Genomic DNA, 19,671 nt, shown 5'->3' with positions numbered 1-19,671 from the left:
TTGTAAATCTGTTTATTTTAACGCAATGAGCGTAAAGATCCATCCTTATGGACCTACGTTGAAATCTATAGTATCAATTTTTTAACCAAATCATTTTAACCATTAAGGATTATTAAGATTTTAAGGTTGATTAAGAGAAATCAAAGATTTTAATTTAGTGGTGCTTAAAGCGAAGCTCAACTTAATACTTCTAAACTCCTTCATAAAATCTTAATGGTTTGGAAAAGTTTTATCTTAAATCTACTGTATAAGTTTTTTAATTTCCTCCAAATCATCAATTTCCTCCACTGTTTTATCTTTCCTCCATCTTAAGATTCTGGGAAAACGCAGAGCGACACCACTTTTATGGCGGTTGCTGAAACCGATGCCCTCAAAGGCGATTTCAAAAACCAGTTCGGGCTTAACGGTTCGTACAGGACCGAATTTTTCGATGGCATTTTTATTGACAAATTTGCTGACTTCCATAATTTCCTTATCTGTTAAACCGGAATAGGCCTTGGCTATGGTAACCAGCTTATCTTCATTTTTCACGGCAAAAGTATAATCGGTGTAGTAGGCGCTTCTTCGTCCGCTGCCTTTTTGTGCATAAATGAGAACGGCGTCGATCGTCAGCGGATTAATTTTCCATTTCCACCAGTCGCCTTTTTTTCTGCCGGAATGGTAGAGCGAATTTTTCTGTTTCAGCATTAATCCTTCACTGTTGATCTCCCTGGAAGCTTCCCGGATCTTATCCAGTTCATTCCAGTCATTAAATTCAATGACTTCGGAGATTTTGATATGTTCGGGAGTTTCGTTTAACAGCAGTTCTTCCAGCATTGCCCTTCTTGCGGAGATGGGTTTTTCCCTTAAATCATTGCCTTCCAGTTCCAGGAGGTCATATGCAAAAACCTGTATCGGGATTTCAGATAACATTTTCTTTGTTAATGTTTTCCGGTTTAAGCGTTTCTGTAATTCATTAAAATTTAAAACTTTATCGTCTTTTACCGCCAGGATTTCCCCGTCGATCACAAAATTTCCATTCATTTTTTCAACGGCTTCCTTTACTTCGGGGAACTGCTCGGTCACCAGTTCTTCCCCTCTGGACCAGATGAATACTTCATCATTTCTTTTAATGATCTGTCCGCGGATTCCGTCCCATTTATATTCAATCAGCCATTCCTTCGGAGTTCCGAGATCTTCAAGATCTTTTTCCAGCGGATAGGCCAAGCAGAATGGGTAAGGTTTTGAATTGTCCGGGTTCACATTCTCCGCAGCAATCAGCTCCTGGAAGGAGACTTCATTCGGAAGCCATTTTCCCATTAAGCTGTGCATCAAAGCACTCGATTCCTGTTCTGAAAATTTCGTAAGTGCATTAATCAGCGTTTTATCGGAGACACCGATCCGGAAGCTTCCCCCCAAAAGTTTATTGAAAATCAGCCGTTCGGTATAATCCAATCCGTTCCATGAAGTGAGAATGAAATCTTTTTTCTCAGCGTCTGTTTTATCTTTAAGATTCACGATATCATCCATCCATTCGGACAGGGAACGTTCTATTTTTTCGGTTGGCGGAGGAAGGATCAATGATATGGTTTCACCCAAATCTCCTACGGAAGAATAACTTTCCTGGAACAGCCAGAAAGGCAGCTGCGTAATATCCAGTGCCCATTCTTTCATGTAATTGCTGTTGACGTTCCGTTTTGGCCTTTTGCCCGTAAACAGGGCGATAAACCATACTTTATCATCGTCGGGCGCACGCTCCAGGTAATCGATGATGGCATCGATCTTAGCATTGGTTTTATTCGTGCTTTCCAGTGCATTGATCAGCTCGGCAAAATTCTTCATGGCTCCGGATTTTTAATGGTTTCTTTTTCCACTTCCTCTTCATCATCATCGCCGTAAAGGGTTTCTACCACATCAGATTGTATTCCGATTTCATTTAAATATTTGGAGAAAACCTCAGTCTGCCCGTGGGTAACGTGTACAAGCTCCGCTTCAGTGGCTTTAATGGCTTGAAGCAATCCTTTCCAGTCGGCGTGATCGCTCATGGCAAATCCGGCGTCGGCACTTCTCCAGCGTCTTGCCCCACGCACCTGCATCCATCCGGAACAGATGGCAGTAGCAGCATTGGGAATTTTTTTTATCACATTAGAATCCAGCAAAGCCGGCGGAACAATAACGATTTCGTCCTGCACATGCTTTACGCTTTCCCTGAAATCTGGAATTTCGTATTCGGGAAGCTTGATGCCTACGGTTTCAAAAGCTTCATTCAGTTTTCCAATCGAGTAGTGGACATGGATTTTTCCCAGGCCTTCTACCGCTTTCATGATTCTCTGTGCTTTTCCCAGAGAATAACCGATGAATATGGAAGTCTTCTGATTTTCTTTATTGCGCAGCACCCAGCTCTGAAGCTTTTTATTAAGATCCTCAGTTTCCAGCCAATTGTAGATCGGCAGTCCGAAAGTACTCTCCGTTACAAATTCATTGCATCGTACCAGTTCAAAAGGTGTGCTCAGGCCGTCATCCTGAACTTTATAGTCTCCGGAAACAACACTGACGTAGCCTTTGTATTCCAGGCGGATCTGCGCCGAGCCGATGATATGTCCGGCGGGATGAAACGAAACCTTTACACCATTCATATTGATGACCTCGCCATATTCTACGCTCTGGCATTCGATATCCTCGCTGATCCTTTTGTATAAAATAGGTTTGGTGTAATGATGACACAGGTACTTTTTCATTCCCCAGCGTGCATGGTCGGCATGGCCGTGGGTAATTACTGCCAGATCAACCGGCCGCCACGGATCGATGTAAAATTTCCCCTGCGGACAGTAAATGCCTTTATTTGTGAATTTGATAAGCTTCAATGGTGTGCGTGATTTGAATTTTAGTATTCAAAAATCTAACCAATCTTATATGATCTTTTTTACAGATTCTGAAAAAATTCCAACCGATCTTTCCATTTCCTCTGTATTGAGATTTCCAAAACCGAGACGCATCGCGGTAAGATCTTTATTCTGGTACAATAGAGTTTTCGGGATAAACACATTATTCTTTGCACAGCTCCGGGCCAACTGCATCAGATTCACCGGAACCTGCCATTCCAGCCATAACGCAAGACCACCGGAAGGTTTTTCAAAATGTATAAGGCCAGCTAAATTTTCCTGAAGCAGAGAGGCTAAATAATCCCGTCTTTCCTGATATACTTTCAACGATTTCTTTAAGTATCGGCTAATCTCCCCTTCAGCAATCATTTCACCCAGCACATGCTCCATGAGAATGTCGCCCTGCCGGTCTATGATTCCGAGGTATTTCCTCATTTCTGCCATCAGGTTTTCAGGTGCTACAATAAAACCGGTACGGAATCCCGGAGCGAGGGATTTCCCAAAAGAACCGATGTACACGACCATTCCGTTGGTATCGGCGCTGGCAAGCGGCAAAATAGGGCTTTTATCGTAATGGAAATCATAATCGTAATCATCTTCCAGGATAATAAAACCGAACTCTTCAGCCAGCTGCAAAAGTTCAAGCCGCCGTTGGGCACTCAGGGTAACAGTAGTGGGATAGTGGTGATGTGGTGTAAGGTATAGCATCCTGATTTTCTGCTGCCGGCAGATATTCCGTACTTCCTCTACATTAATGCCCTCCTGATCGATTGGTACAGACCTGATGTTTACACCGGCTTTCTGGAAAATCATATTAACGGAGAAGTAGCTTAGCGCTCCTACAATCACGGTATCTCCTTTAGACAAAAGAATTTCGGAAACAATATAGATACTCATTTCCGTGCTTCTGGTGATCAGCAGGTTGCTTTTGGATATTGGGAGACCCCTAGACCGATTTAAATATTTTGAAAGGTGCTGCTTGAAAAATTCGCTTCCATCCTGATTGTACTGGCCGATCTTATGGGCTTTTCTCTTTAAGATGGAACTGTAGATCCGGGAATGCTGATCGATCTGGGTCAGCCGGATATCGGGAATGCCATCGTTAAAAATAAACTCGCAATGGGACTGTTCAAACGGATTATCTAAAATATTAGAGATTTTAAAGGAAAAACCGGTTTGCTTAGGATAGTTTTCGAGATGTTTTTTCTCAAACATTTTAATTTCCGAAGGCTGTTCTTCATTTTTTCCGATAACAAAAGTTCCTTTATTGGGAAAACTTTCGACCCATCCCTGGGCAAACAGTTCATCGTAAACGGAAACTGCCGTATTTCGGTGTACTTCCAGGATCTTACTCATAGCCCGAGTTCCGGGCAGCTTGGTGCCAAAAGGCAAATATCCACGTTGAATCGCATTAATTAACTGATTTGAAATCTGCATATAGACAGAAACCTCCGAATTTCTGTCGATTTTAATAAAACTCTGATAAGGAATTTCAACCGGACTATCCATAATCTTAAAACTGGCACCATACAACCATCCGGCAATATACTACTTTTGGACCAAAACAAAAAAGAATGGAACTCTACAATCTCCTGGAAAAAGTTGTACAGCATGATACGACTCACGCGAAATGGCTTAATACACTTTCTTTCATGGAAAATGCCGGTGCCCGGAAAATTTCTGCCTGCGAACATCCTTCGGAGGTAAGTCTCATACAGCTCAAGCACGCCGCTGAAGAGCACCGCCACGCTTATTATCTGAAAAAACAGATTTTAAAAATACACCCAGAAATCTGCAAAACCTACCAAAGCAATGAATTGCTGGCAGCCACTGCAACAAGACAATATCTGCATGCGCTGGATATAAAAGCCTGCCGCTATCTTCAGCAGCATTTCAGGCTATCGGGAGAACCGCTGAAATATGCGGCCTATCTTTTCGTCACCTACGCTATTGAAGTCCGGGCGGATGAATTGTATCCGGTCTATCAGGATATTCTGACGAAATATTCATCCAAAGTCATGGTGAAATCAATTATCCTTGAAGAGGAAGGTCATCTCGAAGAAATGATCCATCAGCTCGATACTTTTTCGGAAGACTGGAAACTGCATGCTGAGGTTATTCTGGACATAGAACGGCTGCTCCACAACCGATGGATCGCCAAAATCTCAGAACAGATCATGCAGCCGGAAGATGTTCAGTGATTCTTATTTTCAGGAAGCCTTACAGAAAAGGCAGCAGGAGGGAACATTGAGAATACTGAAATCTAAACAGCCGGGAATCGATTTTTACTCCAACGACTATCTGGGATTGGCTGGAAACAAAGATTTTCAAAATATACTTCTGAAAAACATTACCGAAAATCCGGAATTGCTTACAGGAAGCACCGGTTCGCGGCTGATCAGCGGAAACAGCAGGATCGTTGAAGATACAGAACGTTTTATTGCCAACGAACACCAATATGAGGCATCGCTGCTTTTTTCGTCAGGCTATAATGCCAACCTTGCTTTATTTTCTACATTGCTGACCCGCCATGATACTATCATTGTGGACGAACAGATTCACCGTTCGGTGCATGATGCCTGTAAACTGTCGAATGCCAAAAAACTGAAATTCAGACATAATGACGGTCATGACCTGGAGGAGATTTTAAAAAGGCAGACCGGAACCTGCTACATCGCCATCGAAAGCCTCTATTCGATGGACGGAAATATCGCACAGCTAAAGGAAATCGCTGAAATTGCAGAAAAGTACAATGCAGGACTGATTGTCGATGAAGCCCATGCTTTCGGCGTATTCGGTTACGGTCTGATCGATCAGCATTGCTTGCAAAGTAAAGTGCTGGCAACCGTTATCACCTATGGAAAAGCATTGGGAAGCCACGGCGCAGCAATCCTGATCAGCCATTTGATAAGATCGTACTTAGTGAACTTTGCTTCCCCTTTTATTTACAGCACTTCTGCACAAGATTTTTTATGGATGAGTATTCGGGAAGGCTATCATTTTATGAAAGCCAATAAAGATCTTTCCCATAAGCTTCAGGATACGATCCGGATTTTCCGTAACCAAAAGCTTGAAAGTCCTTCTTCAGCCAACAGTCCCATCCAGGCCATCATAATTCCCGATAATTATCAATTGAGGGCATTAAACAGTGCTTTACATGAGAATGGCTTTCTCACGTATGCGGTCTTCAGTCCTTCCGTGAGAGCGGGAGCTGAAAGATTACGGATCTGCCTGCATAGCTTTAACGGAGAAGATGAAATCATTAACCTCACAAGAATTATTAAAGAATTTAAGTAAAGCTAAAAAAACAATTGCTTTTTAGAATTGTGATTCAGCAAAATGAATATTTATGAATTAAAAATATGAAAGAAAAATTATCCGGACCAATACATAAAGCTCTTTTTATCACCGGAATCGGTACAGAGATCGGAAAAACGGTCTGTTCGGCTGTATTGACAAAATATTTCAATGCAGATTACTGGAAGCCTGTACAATCGGGAGATCTTGATTTTTCAGATTCAATGAAAATAAAAACCTGGGTCGGTGAAGATGTTTTTTGTAATCCCGAAGCGTACCGTTTTAAGCTGGCAGCCTCCCCGCATCAGTCGGCAAAAGAAGAAGGAATTATGATTGATTTAAACAAAATACATCTTCCTGAAACCCGGAATCATCTCATCGTGGAAGGGGCCGGAGGACTGATGGTTCCACTGAACGATTATGAATACATGATTGATCTGATCGAAAAGCTGGATATCCCGGTTGCTCTCGTCATCAGGAATTATCTCGGCTGCATTAACCATACCCTGCTGTCGATGATGGCTTTGGTACAGAAAGGAATTAAAATCCGATATATCATTCTCAACGGAAATTTTCCACCGGATACGGAGAGTGTGATCTGTAAAAATATTCCGCCGGATACAGAAATTATCAAAATTCCGGATATGGAAAACATAACAAAAGAAAATATAGAACGTATTGTAAAAACCATTAAAAATGACCAATAAAACTGCATTGAGAAACGACTGGGCCAAAGAAGAGATCGAGGAAATCTACCATCTTCCGCTTCTTGAACTGATTTATAAAGCTTCTACCATTCACCGGGAATGGCACAATCCTGAGGAAATCCAGATGTCGACCCTGCTTTCCATCAAAACCGGGGGCTGCCCTGAAGATTGTTCGTACTGTGGACAGGCGGCGCGTTACCACACCAACATTAAAGTCCAGGCTTTGCTTCCCACCGAACAGGTGATCGAACACGCCAAAAAAGCAAAAGAAGGCGGATCTTCCCGTTTCTGCATGGCCGCCGCCTGGAGAGAAGTGAGAAACAACCGGGATTTTGACCGGGTGATCGATATGGTAAAAGGCGTAAACGAACTCGGAATGGAAGTCTGCTGTACCTTGGGAATGCTTACGGAAGAACAGGCTGTCCGCCTTCAGGAAGCAGGATTGTATGCTTATAACCATAATCTAGACACTTCGGAGCAATATTACGAAGAAATCATTTCGACCCGTACTTTTGATAACAGGATCAACACCATCAACAATGTCCGGAAGGCCGGAATTACGGTTTGCTCAGGTGGTATTATCGGTCTGGGAGAAACGCACCGAGACAGAATATCCATGCTTCTGACCCTTGCCACAATGCCGAAACATCCGGAATCCGTTCCGATCAATGCACTGGCAAGAGTAGCCGGAACACCGCTTCAGGACAATGAAAAAACAAATACCTGGGAAATGGTGAGAATGATCGCCACTGCGAGGATCATTATGCCATCCTCCATGGTTCGGCTAAGCGCAGGAAGAATCGAAATGACGGAATTTGAACAGGGCTGGTGCTTTATGGCCGGCGCCAATTCTATTTTTACGGGAGAACGGGAAACACTTCTGGTAACGCCGAATCCGGGTGTTTCTGAAGACCTTCAGCTTTTTCATACGCTGGGGTTAAAGCCGATGAGTCGTCAATCTTAGAGAGGTTTTCGGTGATTCGTGATGCGGTAATTTCGTTAGTTGTTCGGCATCGGGCATTGTTAATAGTTAATAGTTAATTGTGGATGGTCAATTTTTGAACTCATGTTCTACACTTTATGTTACGGTGATTTTGTTACTGTTTGACATCTGGTATCGTCAGTGGACAATGATCAATGTTAAAGGATGAATTCAAATTGAAATTTATTTTGATTATGCTTTAAAAAAGCGAAAACTTTAATTTCTGCTTCTATTTAAATTTATCATGTATCAATTTGCATTGAAGATTAATTCTCAACTTATGACTTAAAATTCACCATTGACAATTGACCATTCACTCATTCATTCTAAACAATTAAATTGATAGACTAATGTTGAAGCAAACCCACAAATCCATTATTCACCATTGACAATTGACCATTCACCCCTTCATTCACATCAATCAAATCAATAAACTAACATTGAAACAAACCCACAAATCCATCACTAGCCAACACATGAATCTATCCGAACGCGACCGTGCCGTTAACTGGCATCCTTATACGCAGATGAAAACTGCCGAACCAGATATTCCTATCGTCAGAGGACAGGGAATCTACCTTTTTGATGAGACTGGGAAAAGGTATATGGATGTGGTTTCTTCGTGGTGGATAACCCTTCACGGGCATGCCAATCCATACATCGCAAAAAGGGTATCTGAACAGCTGTATACCCTGGAACAGGTGATCTTCGCTGGCTTTACCCACGAACCGGCAATACGGCTTTCTGAAAATCTACTGAAGCTGCTGCCGAAAAATCAGGAGAAGGTTTTTTATTCCGACAACGGATCGACCGCGGTGGAAGTTGCCCTGAAAATGTGCATCCAGTTTGCCTACAATACAGGAAAAAAGAAGACCAAGATCCTGGCTTTCAAAAATGCTTATCATGGGGATACTTTCGGAGCCATGTCGGTAAGCGGAAGAAGTGCCTGGACCCAACCTTTCGGCGAAATGCTTTTTGAAGTTGTTTTCATTGATCCGCCGACTTCGGAGAATTTGAATGAGCTCAAATCGATTATTGAGAAACATGCAGAGGAACTGGCTTGTTTCATTTACGAACCTTTGGTACAGGGCGCTGCGGGAATGCTGATGCACAGGCCGGAAGATTTATCAGAGCTGATGAGGTTTTGCAGGCAGCATGATATTTTAATGATCCAAGATGAGGTGTTTACCGGTTTTGGAAGAACGGGGAAACTGTTTGCTGCCGATTATCTTGCAGAGCAGCCTGACATCATGTGCTTTTCGAAAGGGCTGACCGGCGGAACGATGCCGATGGGAATTACTACTGCTTCAGGTCGGATCTTTGAAGCTTTCTTGTCGGACGACCGTTATAAAACCCTGTTCCACGGGCATTCTTTTACCGCGAATCCTTTAGCCTGTACGGCGGCATTGGCAAGCATGGAACTATTGCTGAAAGAAGAAACGGTGAATGCTGTAGAGACCATTTGTGAAAAACATCATATCTTCTCAAAGCATCTGATGCACCATCCGAAGGTTGAACAGGTAAGACAAACCGGAACAATCCTGGCGTGGGAAATTAAAAACAACAGCCATACCTCGTATTTTAATGAGATCGGGAAAGTGGCTTACCGGGAATTTTTAACAAGAGGAATCATTATGCGTCCATTGGGAAATGTATTGTATCTTGTGCCGCCATTCTGCATTACACCGGAAGAGCTGGACGTCGTGTACCGAAATATTACGGAAGTTCTCGACGAGCTGGAAGTTCGGGATCAATAATAATCTTATTTTTGCAGAGAAATACAGCACGATTATGCAACTTTATACGGAAAGATTATTTCTACGGGATCTAAACTTCAATGATGCACAAAATATTTTTGCTTACCGTTCAGATGCGGAAGCCAACAAATTCCAGAGCTGGATTCCTGAAAGTCGGGAGGATGTGGAAAGTTTTATCCAAAGGAATAAAATAGAATTCAATCAGCCGGAAAGCTGGTACCAGGTACTGATTACGGACAGGGAAACTGAAGCTGTGATCGGAGATATCGGAATTCATTTTTTTGGAGCTGAAAACCTTCAGGTTGAGCTGGGTATTACTTTAAATAAAGATTTTCAGGGTAAAGGCTACGCTGCCGAAGCCTTGCAGGGAGTGATCGATTTCCTATTTAATGATCTTGGTAAACACCGGATTATGGCTTCCGTTGATCCGGATAATTCAGATTCCATCAGATTAATGGAGCGTATCGGCTTCCGTAAAGAAGGACATTTCATAAAAAGCCTGTTCTGGAAAAACAGATGGGTTGATGACGTAATTTATGCTATCCTTCGCGAAGAATGGATGAAAAAATAATACAGAGACGATTTTAAGAGGGAAGGAGGGCGCTGGATGCCGAAAGTTTTTTCTTTCAACATCACTTAACAGTCCCTGATTTTAATCAAATTTTTATTTTAAAGAAACTCCGTATAAATTTCTTCCCCTTTTTTTGCAGAGTGAAAATAAGTTAACGACAACAAAGTTTACGTCAAACAATCAATAAATAGCATTAAGCAATTCTTATGCTTGGCGTATTTTTTGAAGTTCGGAACTTAAACAATCCCTATGCTGTCCGAATTTCTCTTAGAATTTGACTGGAAAGAATTATTGTTGGGCCAGGAAGAATGGCCCTTTATTCTTGAAATCGTCATCCGTACCGTAATCATGTTCATTACAATTGTAGTCGGACTCCGTGTTTTAGGGAAAAGGGGAGTGAAACAATTGTCCATCTTCGAGTTGGTAGTAATTATCGGTCTGGGGTCAGCTGCAGGAGATCCGATGTTTTACAAAGAAGTAGGAGTTGTTTCATCAATTATTGTTTTTGCCGTAATCATCTGCTTATATACCGTTATCACATATTTAATTGCAAAAAACAAAAAATTTGAAGAGTTAATCGAAGGCAAATGCATCTGTCTGATCGATGACGGCGAATTTTCAATTGAAAACTTTAAAAAAGAAAATCTGGGAAGCGACGAATTTTTTGCCGAACTCAGATTAAACGGCGTGTCTCATTTAGGACAGGTTGAAAAAGCTATTGAAGAAAGCTCCGGAGAGATCAGCGTGTTCTTTTTTGAAGACGAAAAAGTGAAATACGGGCTTCCGACAATGCCGGGATCTTTGGAAAATCCTCTGAAAACTATTCCCAAAAAAGGATACTATTCCTGTACATTTTGCGGCTATACTGAAGAGAAGCAACCGGGAAATGCAGGCTCATGCAAAAAGTGCGGTAAAATAAACTGGGTTTCGGCGAGTAACCGACTGAGAGTCACGTAAATAAAAAGGCTCCTACGAATAGGAGCCTAAAAAAACACAAATGATGAAAAAAAATTATTTCGATATACAAATATAGTAAAAATATTATTATTTATCGTCTGCTAAGATAGTTATTGATAAAATTAATATAGAATTCCTACTATCCTGCATTCAGTCTTTGAGATGTTGTAAAAAATCCCAAAGCCAATAATGCGAAAACACCCACAGCCAGGACTTTTGCCCCTTCTTTTACTGTTGTAGAAGGCTTGATTTTTTTAGATCTGTTTTTAAAAAATTCAGACCAATATTTATTTGTTTTCATACCCTGTTTACATCAAATTCTAAACCATACCACAACCGATCAGAATGAAATATCTACCCAAACAATCTAATTAAATCAATGATTTGGGAATAAAACTGATTCGGGTCATAAAAAGAACGTTCAGCAAGCGGTATCTTTGAACAGTTAACATTACCATATTTCAAATTTTAAATGTACTGAACCCTTTCCTTACGGTTAGGGTTTTGTTCTTGATGAATACATAAACCACTTTAATAAATCTTTATCAGGATTTCATAATATTATATTTTCTGTTAAAAGGCTAGGAGGTTTCATTTATTTAATAGTAAGAAATACCTGTTCATTCTTACAATAAAAAAATCCCTCTCTGAGACAGAAAGGGATAACAGCTAAAATTAAGGATCGCTTAAACGATGAACAAAGATGCAATCGCCTGAGCGTCGCTACCACTTAAAATTTCGTCGTATGCTGCAGAACCGGCTGCTGCTCCGAACAAAGTACTGGTGTTGAAACCGGCCTGGGTTACATTATCTTCCCCAGCATATACCGGATTGGTTGCCGCAGGCATATTGCCTCCGTTGGCTAGTTCGATCCAACCTTTATTCGCTCTCATTCTCCTTACCTGTGAAGCATGTCTTGCTTCTACGGAGTGGATCTGCAAAGCAGCCTGCAATACGGTTTTATTAGACATTACGTTTCCTGCCTGCCCTTTATAAGCTCTTACACCGGTATCTTCAAATGCCTGAGCAAGAATTAAGAATTGGCTATAATTAGTAAAAGGAGTAAAATTTCCTTGTGCCGTAAAGTCGAAGGTCGGTTTGGCTCCAGGTGTTGTTCCTAAAGAAGTCAGTGTATTTTTTAGAAATGCTACGTGAGCCGTCTCGTGCTTTGAAATTTGTTGGAAAACCGTTCTGTCAGAACTTGGGATTAATCCTGCAACGTTCAATCCTATTCTGTAATATTCATCTTCCAGATATTCCAGTACCAATGCCAATTGTAAAGCATCCGTCAATGCACTTTTAAAATATGCTGCATTTTTCTGGGTATCTACGGTTTCCGCTTTTGCCGGTGTACTCATTAAAGTACCAAGTCCAAGCGGAAGTGCAGCCACAGCCGCTTTTTTTCCGAATGATGAAATATTCGTAAGGGTTTCTAATCTTGATGTTTCTGTAGTGAAAAATTTATCGTCAGAAAGCTTATCTAATAGTTTAAGAATGTTCATAATGTAATTTTTTGAAGTGAATAATTAACCGATTCCCTGCTCTTTCCAAGTGAAAGGCGTTTTGATAAATCCTCCTGCTACCGATACGATATCCTTCGGCTCTTTAGCAAGATCCAGTCCGTTTGAATCAATCACATCGTCTCCTGAAAATGCTGCCGTTCCCGGGTTGATCAGGTTTCTGATTGCAGAAGCGTGTCTGGCTTCTACAGAAACAATTTTCCCGGCAATTACAAGATAATCAGGGTTGGTGATGTACTTTCCGGCACCGTTGTAAGCTGCGACACCTGTATCTTCAAGCGCTTTTGCTGTTGCCAGTACGGAATTTCTGTCGTTAAAGTTTACATTCGGATACTGGAACTCAAGAGTCGGCAATACATTAGATGTTGCACCGCTGATCGCTGCCTTAAAGAAGTCTCTGTGGACTACTTCGTGATGATAAAGATCGGTAAAGATCTCTTTTTCAGCATTTGAAATTCCTGAATAGAAATTGTTAACCACTTTTGTATAGAAATCAGCTTCCAACTGTTCCAATGCGTAGGCATAATTCAGGATCCCTACGTCTCCTTTTCCAAGATCGAAAACATTTACGTCTACGAATTCGAAATCCTTATCTTCACAACCGATAAAGGTAAGACCTGCCATTGCCAGACCTACACCGCTCAGCTTCAAAAAATTTCTTCTGCCTGTATCCAGGGTAGCTCCCTGGTTAGACACATTAATAGTTTTTTTCATAATATTATTTATTTAAGCGTTCGTATTAATCCTTAAAAGAGAGAAAGAAAACAGCATAAAAAAATTTATGCTGTTTATAAAACTAAGAAACCATTACGGCATCAACACCGTGTCTATTACATGAATAACACCATTTGACTGATTTACATCAGCAATCGTTACTTTTGCGTCATTTCCTTTGGAATCTCTTACATAGAGATTTTTGCCTTTTGTCCAGAACGTAAGTTCTTCACCTTCTACCGTCTTCATCATGGCTTTACCGTTACCGGCTTTTACTTCTGCCCAGATCTGCTTAGCACTGTATCTTCCCGGAAGAACATGATACGTTAAGATTTTTGTAAGCGTCGCTTTGTTTTCTGGTTTTACCAGATTGCTTACGGTACCTTTCGGAAGTTTTGCGAAAGCTGCATCCGTTGGAGCAAATACCGTGAAAGGTCCTGAACCTTGCAATGTCTCTACCAATCCTGCTGCTTTTACCGCCGCTACCAATGTTTTATGATCTTTGGAATTTACTGCATTTTCAATAATGTTCTTAGAAGGATACATCGGAGCACCGCCCACCATTACCGTTTTTTCTTTCATCTGCTGCGCTGTAGCCGTTCCGCTGAAAGCGAAAGAAAGGATTACCATTCCTAAAGCTGTGATTTTTGATTTTGTGTTCATTTTTCGATTTTTAAGTTCAATGTTGTATTTGAATGTGTTCTGACTTCATTTACGAGGGCGGTTTTATTTCAGATTTAAAAAAGATTAAAAAAAATCAAATTAAATCATAACTTACTGATTTACAGATATATATTTTTCACGTAAAGTAGAAAATTTTTATTCTGTATTAATCTTTCTTTAAAAATTATCGGTTATATGTAAATTTTTTTTAAGGATTTTAGAATTTTTTAAAATATTGAACAATATGGCTTTAAAATTGTTTATTATTTACTTTATTTTACTACATTTGGAAACAAAAATATCCACTATTAAAACAAACTATTCGGAAGAGCAGCTTATCGTTTTACTAAAAGATAAAAACGAAACCGGTTTTCATCATTTGTATGACAACTACTCCGGTGCGTTGTATGGAGTTATTCTCCGAATCGTTCAGTCTAAAGAATACACTGAAGAAATTATTCAGGATGTTTTCGTTAAAATCTGGAATTCCATCAATCAATATGATGCTGCCAAAGGCAGGTTCTATACCTGGATGATCAACATCGCAAGGAACACAGCGATCGATTATTTAAAATCCAAAAGTTTTCAGAACGAATTGAAAAACCAATCACTCCCGGATTTCGTATATGATTCTGCAGAGCTTTCAACAACCAATGATTCATCTGATTTTATCGGATTCAACAAGGTGTTGGAAAATCTGGAAACTGACAAGCAGGAACTTATCAATCTCGCGTATTATCAGGGATACACTCAGCATGAGATATCCGAAAAACTCAAAATACCGCTGGGAACGGTAAAAACCAAGATGCGGAATGCGCTGATGAAATTAAAAGATTTGCTAAAAGATTATCAATAAATTGAATACGAAAGAGTACATATCATCCGGAATTATAGAATCTTATATTCTAGGTCTTGCTTCTGCAGAAGAAGCCGGGATTTTGGAGTGTGTCATGAAGAACAATGCTGAAGTAAAAGCGGCTTTTGACGAAGCACAAAAAACTTTGGAAGATCTGGCTACAGCACAGGCTGTGACGCCTCCAACGGACTTGAAATCAAAGATCTGGAATAAGATACAGCAGGAGCAGACTGCTGAAGAGAAACAAACTGTGTTTGCTGCGGATATTCCTGCAGCGAGACCACAGGAGGAAATTAAAATTCAGGGAAACAACAACTGGAAGACCTTTGCTATTGCTGCTTCGGTACTTTTCCTGATCAGTATTGCCGGAAATCTTTTCTGGATGAACGAGCAGGCGCAGACGAAGAAAGAAATTGCAGGGATACAGGCTGAAAAGAGAACCCAGGATTTTGCAATGGAGAAAATGAACAGGAAAATGGAAATGGTTTCCAATCCTGATATGAAAATGGTCATGCTGAAAGGCGTTGAAAAACATACGGATTCAAAAGCTATGGTCTTCTGGGATACCAAGACCAAAGCCGTCTACCTAGATGCAGAAAAACTGCCGAAGGCTCCGGAAGGAATGCAGTACCAGCTTTGGGCGATCGAAGACGGAAAACCAGTAAATGCAGGAATGTATACCGAAGAGAAAGACAGCAAAATTGCCCTTGCCAACATTCCGAAGGCCCAGGCATTTGCCATTACTTTGGAAAAACAGGGAGGCAGCCCGGTTCCAACAATGGAAAACATGTATGTAATGGGAGAAATTTAATCTGAATCAAACATTTATAAAAAAAATACCGGTTTTAAAACCGGTATTTTTTTTATGTATTTCAGTTAGCTAAGCTAAAATTTCTATTGGGGTTTAATTTATTTTCAGTCATTCATCCTGGTAAAAATTGATTTCGTTAAGTCAGGATTTTAAACAAAACTTTACAAGGAGAACCATCTGATTGTATAACATTAGAGAACTTCCCACACTCCGCTTCCTGCTCCCAGCCTGCCAATCAATCTATTGTTACATCTTAACGTTCATTAGCAGAATTACTGCAGAAGATACCAGATTCCTACACCGGCACCGGCATACACAGCAATCGTAATAATATCGGCAATAGGCTGTGAAAATCGTTTTTCGGCAATTCTGTCGGCGTTGATCTGATTCTTATGGAATTTTAACGTCCTCTTAGGATTATGAACCGGATGCGCTACTAAGCTGTCGCTTTCCCAACGGTCTACGATGATTTTATAGCTTTTGCCGTCTACATCTATTTTAAAATTTTTATTAGGAGCCAGTTTCTGCTGAACATTTACCGGAACAGGCGGTTGTTGGTTTACATTTTGGGATTCAGCCCCTGCTCTTTTCATTTTTGCAGAAGCCGCCGCAGGATCTGTACCGTTTTGTGGAGATGTATTATTGTCTGCCACAGCAGGAGCCGGTTGCTTTTTAACCTGGTACGTGTAGCAGCTTACAAGGGAACATGATAAAAGAATCAGATACAAGTTTTTTCGCATAAGCCAAATTTAAGAATTAAATACAATATGCAGTATCTTCTTTGAACATTACATTGTAAAAATGGTTTAAAAATTAAAAAGCTGAGTGGATTATACAGTTGATTATTGCTAAAACGTAAAGATATAGAAGGTTTTTTGCGCACTGTATTAAATTTTGATCTCTGATGAAGTTGAAGAGCAGCCCATAATTAATTTATCCTTGAGCAATCAGCACATATTCAAAAATAAATTCAGTATCTTTAGGAATACCATTAATCATTTAATCACAAAATAATCTTATGGAAAAGAGAACCATTAAAAATACCGACTTATCGATAGCCCCGATTAATTTCGGCGGAAATGTTTTCGGATGGACCCTGGATGAAAAGCAGTCTTTTGAAATTCTTGATAAATTCTTTGCAGGAGGGTTTAATTTTATTGACACTGCTGATACGTATTCCTGGTGGGTAAACGGCAAAGGCGGCCAGTCCGAAGAGATCATCGGGAAATGGATGAAAAACCGGGGCAACCGCAACGACCTGGTTATTGCCACCAAAGTTGGCTCCGAAACAAAAGAGCACGGTTTTGATATCAGCAGAAAACATATTTTAAAATCTGTGGACGAATCGCTCCAAAGGCTTCAGACCGACCACATCGATCTTTATTATACGCATTTTGATGACAAGCAGACTCCGGTTGAAGAAACATTGTCAGCCTATGATGAAGTTATAAAAGCCGGAAAAGTACGTTACATCGCTGCTTCAAACATATCCCCGGAAAGGCTGAAAGAATCTTTTAAAACTGCCGAAGAGCATAACCTTCCGAAATATGTTGCTCTGCAGCCGCATTTCAATTTAATGGAAAGAGAAGGTTTTGAAAAAAATTATGCACCTTTGGCTGAAGAATACGGGTTAAGTGTATTTCCGTATTGGTCCCTTGCCGCGGGATTCCTGACCGGTAAATACCGCGATGAATCCGATCTGTCTAAAAGCCAGCGCGGAGAAGGTGTGAGGAAATACCTGAATCCAAAAGGCCTTGAAGTACTGAAAGTACTGGATGAAATCAGCAGCAAACACAATTCGAAACCGGCAGCCGTTGCGCTGGCCTGGCTTCTTGCCAATCCGTTCGTTACCGCCCCCATCGTAAGTGCCACCAGTGAATCCCAGCTTGAAACTTTATTCGCAGCGCCTGAGCTTAGTTTGGATCGTGAAGATATCGAACGGCTTGATAAAGCATCCGATTTCAATTAACAGAATCGATGCCGGAAGCTTTTATTTGAATCTTAGGTAATTCACATGTCAAATAACCTTTTGTTACTTTAAACAAAAAATCCGTCCGGAAAATTTTCCGGACGGATTTTATTTTAGGTTATTTAACTCATTCTGAACTTTTATTCTGAATACTCTTTCAGCAGCTGTCGGTAGCTCATCAGGATGGTCGATTTGGAAATAAATCCGATGAATATGTTGTTCTGATTCACTACCGGCAGATTCCATACCCCGGTATCATCAAATGCTTGAAGGATTTCCAGCGGCTGGTTTTCCGGATGGATCACGGCAGGCGGTGCTTTCATTATTTGGCTGATATCAGCGGAAACTTCCGTATTGCTGAAAAGGTAAGGCCGGATATCGTCCAGCGTTAAAATTCCACGCAGGACTTTATCATCATTTACAACCGCAAAAATATTTTTATTTCCGTTTTTTACCAGTTCAAACAATTCCGCGATGGGAGCTTTTTCGTTGATTGCCTGGGAATAGCGGTCGATAAAATCTTCTGTTTTCAGCGAAAACAATAAATTTTTGTCGTGCTTGTTGGTAAATATTTTCCCCTGATCTGCCAGCGACTTCAACTCAGGCGAAATAGGGGAGAACCACTTGGCAATCAGGTAAGAAATAATCGAAGCGATCATCAGCGGAATAAAAAGGTCATATCCGAAACTGGATTCCGCAATTAGGAAAATCGCAGTTAAAGGAGCATACATTACCCCGCTCATTGCTCCGGCCATCCCGACCAGGACTAGATTCGTCACCGGAACATCCGTAAAGCCGATCTGCTGGCAGACAATCGCAAATAAATAGCCCACCGTTCCTCCGGCAAAAAGTGAAGGGGCAAAATTTCCGCCGTTCCCGCCGCTGAAAATGGTAAAAGAAGTGGCAAATGCCTTTAACAACAAAACGAGGATCAGGAAAATAATGATGGTGAAATTTTTAATTTCAAAATACCTGAAAAAACTGTTTTGGATAATGTAATGGGTATTTCCGTTGGTAAAAGCTTTCACCGTGTCGTAGCCTTCTCCAAATAAAGGCGGGAAAAGGACACACAGCAGCGACAACACCGCACCGCCGAACATGGCTTTCCTCAGCCTGGACATATTCAGTCCTTTAATAAAATGCTCGACCTTTTGCGAAACGAGAACGAAGTATCTGGCATAAAGTCCCGTCACGATTCCTAAAATAAGATAGTACGGAACGTTTTTATAATTAAAAGCTTCGCGGGTATAAAACCGGAAAAGCACATCTTCCTGAAGAAGAATCCGGGACAGTAAACTTCCGCAGACTGCAGCTACAACCAAAGGGATAAAATCAGTAAATACAACTCCCGTTAGAAGGATCTCGAATGCAAACATGATTCCGGCGATTGGTGCATTGAAAGCAGATGCAATCCCCGCTGTTGCTCCTGCCGCAAGCAGTAAGGTACGTTCCTTATAGCTCAGGCGGTAAGTCTGTGCAAAATTGGAACCGATTGCAGCTCCCGTGACGGCAATCGGGCTTTCCAGTCCGGCAGAACCTCCCAATCCAACGGTAACAGCACTCTGTACGATCTGCGAATACATTTTTACTGAGGAAACAATGCTGGAATTCTGGGCAATCTCATACAAAATAGCCCCTATTCCTTTCCGGTCCTGGCCTTTAAATATCGTCAGGACAATCATCGTTGTCAGGACAATTCCCAGGAAAGGAAAAACGACGTAAAACAGGATCTGATACTCGAAATGAACTTCCGTCGTAATAAAATGATGAATATTGTGAACCAAAGTTTTCAGCACCACACCGGCCAGACCTGCCGAGCATCCGACCAATATCCCGGACAATACCAGGAACTGATTTCGGCTGAGCCGGTTATTCAGCCAATGCAGGATAATTTCGAAGCTGCGTGCTTTTTCGAGTCCATACTTCTGAAAGTCTCTTTTAAACTTCAGGAAGCTAAGAAACTTTTTTTTATTATGAATATTCACTTTCGGGAAATTTTAATCCGC

19 protein-coding genes are annotated in these 19,671 nt (G+C 41.0%); 10 read left to right on the top strand and 9 right to left on the bottom strand.

The window, feature by feature from the left end:
• Positions 1–240 precede the first annotated feature (240 nt).
• The 3 genes from QE422_RS12305 to QE422_RS12295 are packed head-to-tail and all read right to left on the bottom strand — an operon-like array spanning position 241 to position 4,370.
• On the bottom strand, positions 241–1,821 hold the full coding sequence (locus QE422_RS12305) for an ATP-dependent DNA ligase (RefSeq protein ID WP_307458697.1): 1,581 nt from the start codon (positions 1,819–1,821) through the stop codon (positions 241–243).
• On the bottom strand, positions 1,818–2,843 hold the full coding sequence (locus tag QE422_RS12300; RefSeq protein ID WP_307458695.1) for a ligase-associated DNA damage response exonuclease: 1,026 nt from the start codon (positions 2,841–2,843) through the stop codon (positions 1,818–1,820). Before QE422_RS12300 ends, QE422_RS12305 begins: the two co-directional genes overlap by 4 nt.
• 45 nt (positions 2,844–2,888) lie before the next feature.
• On the bottom strand, positions 2,889–4,370 hold the full coding sequence (locus QE422_RS12295; RefSeq protein ID WP_307458690.1) for a PLP-dependent aminotransferase family protein: 1,482 nt from the start codon (positions 4,368–4,370) through the stop codon (positions 2,889–2,891).
• Between the two features lie 65 nt (positions 4,371–4,435).
• Between QE422_RS12295 and QE422_RS12290 the strand changes: the two genes are divergently transcribed.
• From QE422_RS12290 to QE422_RS12260, 7 genes are all read left to right on the top strand, one after another.
• Positions 4,436–5,062 (top strand): hypothetical protein, encoded by a 627-nt coding sequence (locus QE422_RS12290; protein ID WP_307458688.1) that lies wholly within the window; start codon positions 4,436–4,438, stop codon positions 5,060–5,062.
• Positions 5,052–6,158, top strand: coding sequence for an aminotransferase class I/II-fold pyridoxal phosphate-dependent enzyme (locus tag QE422_RS12285; RefSeq protein ID WP_307458685.1), 1,107 nt, complete (start codon positions 5,052–5,054; stop codon positions 6,156–6,158). Before QE422_RS12290 ends, QE422_RS12285 begins: the two co-directional genes overlap by 11 nt.
• A 65-nt stretch (positions 6,159–6,223) precedes the next feature.
• Entirely contained in the window at positions 6,224–6,865 is a 642-nt protein-coding gene (gene bioD / locus QE422_RS12280; protein WP_307458682.1) for a dethiobiotin synthase, read from the top strand.
• A complete protein-coding gene (gene bioB / locus QE422_RS12275; protein ID WP_307458680.1) occupies positions 6,855–7,829 on the top strand; it encodes a biotin synthase BioB in 975 nt (324 codons plus the stop codon). Before bioD ends, bioB begins: the two co-directional genes overlap by 11 nt.
• 494 nt (positions 7,830–8,323) lie before the next feature.
• Positions 8,324–9,604, top strand: coding sequence for an adenosylmethionine--8-amino-7-oxononanoate transaminase (gene bioA, locus QE422_RS12270; RefSeq protein WP_307458677.1), 1,281 nt, complete (start codon positions 8,324–8,326; stop codon positions 9,602–9,604).
• 34 nt (positions 9,605–9,638) lie between these two features.
• Positions 9,639–10,175, top strand: coding sequence for a GNAT family N-acetyltransferase (locus QE422_RS12265; protein WP_307458675.1), 537 nt, complete (start codon positions 9,639–9,641; stop codon positions 10,173–10,175).
• Positions 10,176–10,424: 249 nt separating this feature from the next.
• The gene (locus QE422_RS12260; RefSeq protein ID WP_307458672.1) at positions 10,425–11,132 is read left to right on the top strand and encodes a DUF421 domain-containing protein; all 708 of its coding nucleotides are present in this window, start codon (positions 10,425–10,427) and stop codon (positions 11,130–11,132) included.
• 139 nt (positions 11,133–11,271) lie between these two features.
• On the opposite strand, the gene QE422_RS12255 is transcribed toward QE422_RS12260, so the two are convergent.
• The 4 genes from QE422_RS12255 to QE422_RS12240 all read right to left on the bottom strand — a co-directional run bounded on the left by QE422_RS12255 (position 11,272) and on the right by QE422_RS12240 (position 14,029).
• Positions 11,272–11,433: a hypothetical protein gene (locus QE422_RS12255; protein WP_307458671.1), complete on the bottom strand. Its 162-nt coding sequence runs from the start codon at positions 11,431–11,433 to the stop codon at positions 11,272–11,274.
• Positions 11,434–11,818: 385 nt separating this feature from the next.
• Positions 11,819–12,634 (bottom strand): ferritin-like domain-containing protein, encoded by an 816-nt coding sequence (locus QE422_RS12250; protein WP_307458668.1) that lies wholly within the window; start codon positions 12,632–12,634, stop codon positions 11,819–11,821.
• A gap of 24 nt (positions 12,635–12,658) precedes the next feature.
• Positions 12,659–13,366 carry a ferritin-like domain-containing protein gene (locus QE422_RS12245; RefSeq protein ID WP_307458666.1) on the bottom strand — a complete coding sequence of 236 codons (708 nt, stop codon included), beginning with the start codon at positions 13,364–13,366 and terminating at the stop codon, positions 12,659–12,661.
• A 93-nt stretch (positions 13,367–13,459) separates the two neighbouring features.
• A complete protein-coding gene (locus QE422_RS12240) occupies positions 13,460–14,029 on the bottom strand; it encodes a fasciclin domain-containing protein (RefSeq protein ID WP_307458665.1) in 570 nt (189 codons plus the stop codon).
• A 286-nt stretch (positions 14,030–14,315) separates the two neighbouring features.
• On the opposite strand from QE422_RS12240, the gene QE422_RS12235 reads away from it, so the two are divergent.
• Both QE422_RS12235 and QE422_RS12230 read left to right on the top strand, forming a co-directional pair.
• Complete coding sequence (locus QE422_RS12235; RefSeq protein WP_307458662.1) at positions 14,316–14,885, top strand: RNA polymerase sigma factor; 570 nt, start codon at positions 14,316–14,318, stop codon at positions 14,883–14,885.
• A gap of 1 nt (position 14,886) precedes the next feature.
• The gene (locus QE422_RS12230) at positions 14,887–15,696 is read left to right on the top strand and encodes an anti-sigma factor (RefSeq protein ID WP_307458660.1); all 810 of its coding nucleotides are present in this window, start codon (positions 14,887–14,889) and stop codon (positions 15,694–15,696) included.
• Between the two features lie 272 nt (positions 15,697–15,968).
• Here the strand turns inward: QE422_RS12230 and QE422_RS12225 are convergent, their stop codons facing one another.
• Positions 15,969–16,436: a hypothetical protein gene (locus tag QE422_RS12225; protein ID WP_307458657.1), complete on the bottom strand. Its 468-nt coding sequence runs from the start codon at positions 16,434–16,436 to the stop codon at positions 15,969–15,971.
• A gap of 278 nt (positions 16,437–16,714) precedes the next feature.
• Here QE422_RS12225 and QE422_RS12220 point away from each other — a divergent pair, with 278 nt between their 5' ends.
• A complete protein-coding gene (locus tag QE422_RS12220; RefSeq protein ID WP_307458655.1) occupies positions 16,715–17,665 on the top strand; it encodes an aldo/keto reductase in 951 nt (316 codons plus the stop codon).
• Between the two features lie 140 nt (positions 17,666–17,805).
• On the opposite strand, the gene QE422_RS12215 is transcribed toward QE422_RS12220, so the two are convergent.
• Positions 17,806–19,650, bottom strand: a complete 1,845-nt coding sequence (locus QE422_RS12215) for a chloride channel protein (protein WP_307458652.1) — start codon at positions 19,648–19,650, stop codon at positions 17,806–17,808.
• Positions 19,651–19,671 lie beyond the last annotated feature (21 nt).

The sequence above is a fragment of the Chryseobacterium sp. SORGH_AS_0447 genome, assembly GCF_030818695.1.
Classification (GTDB): domain Bacteria; phylum Bacteroidota; class Bacteroidia; order Flavobacteriales; family Weeksellaceae; genus Chryseobacterium.
This window is presented reverse-complemented; position numbering and strand designations above follow the sequence as displayed.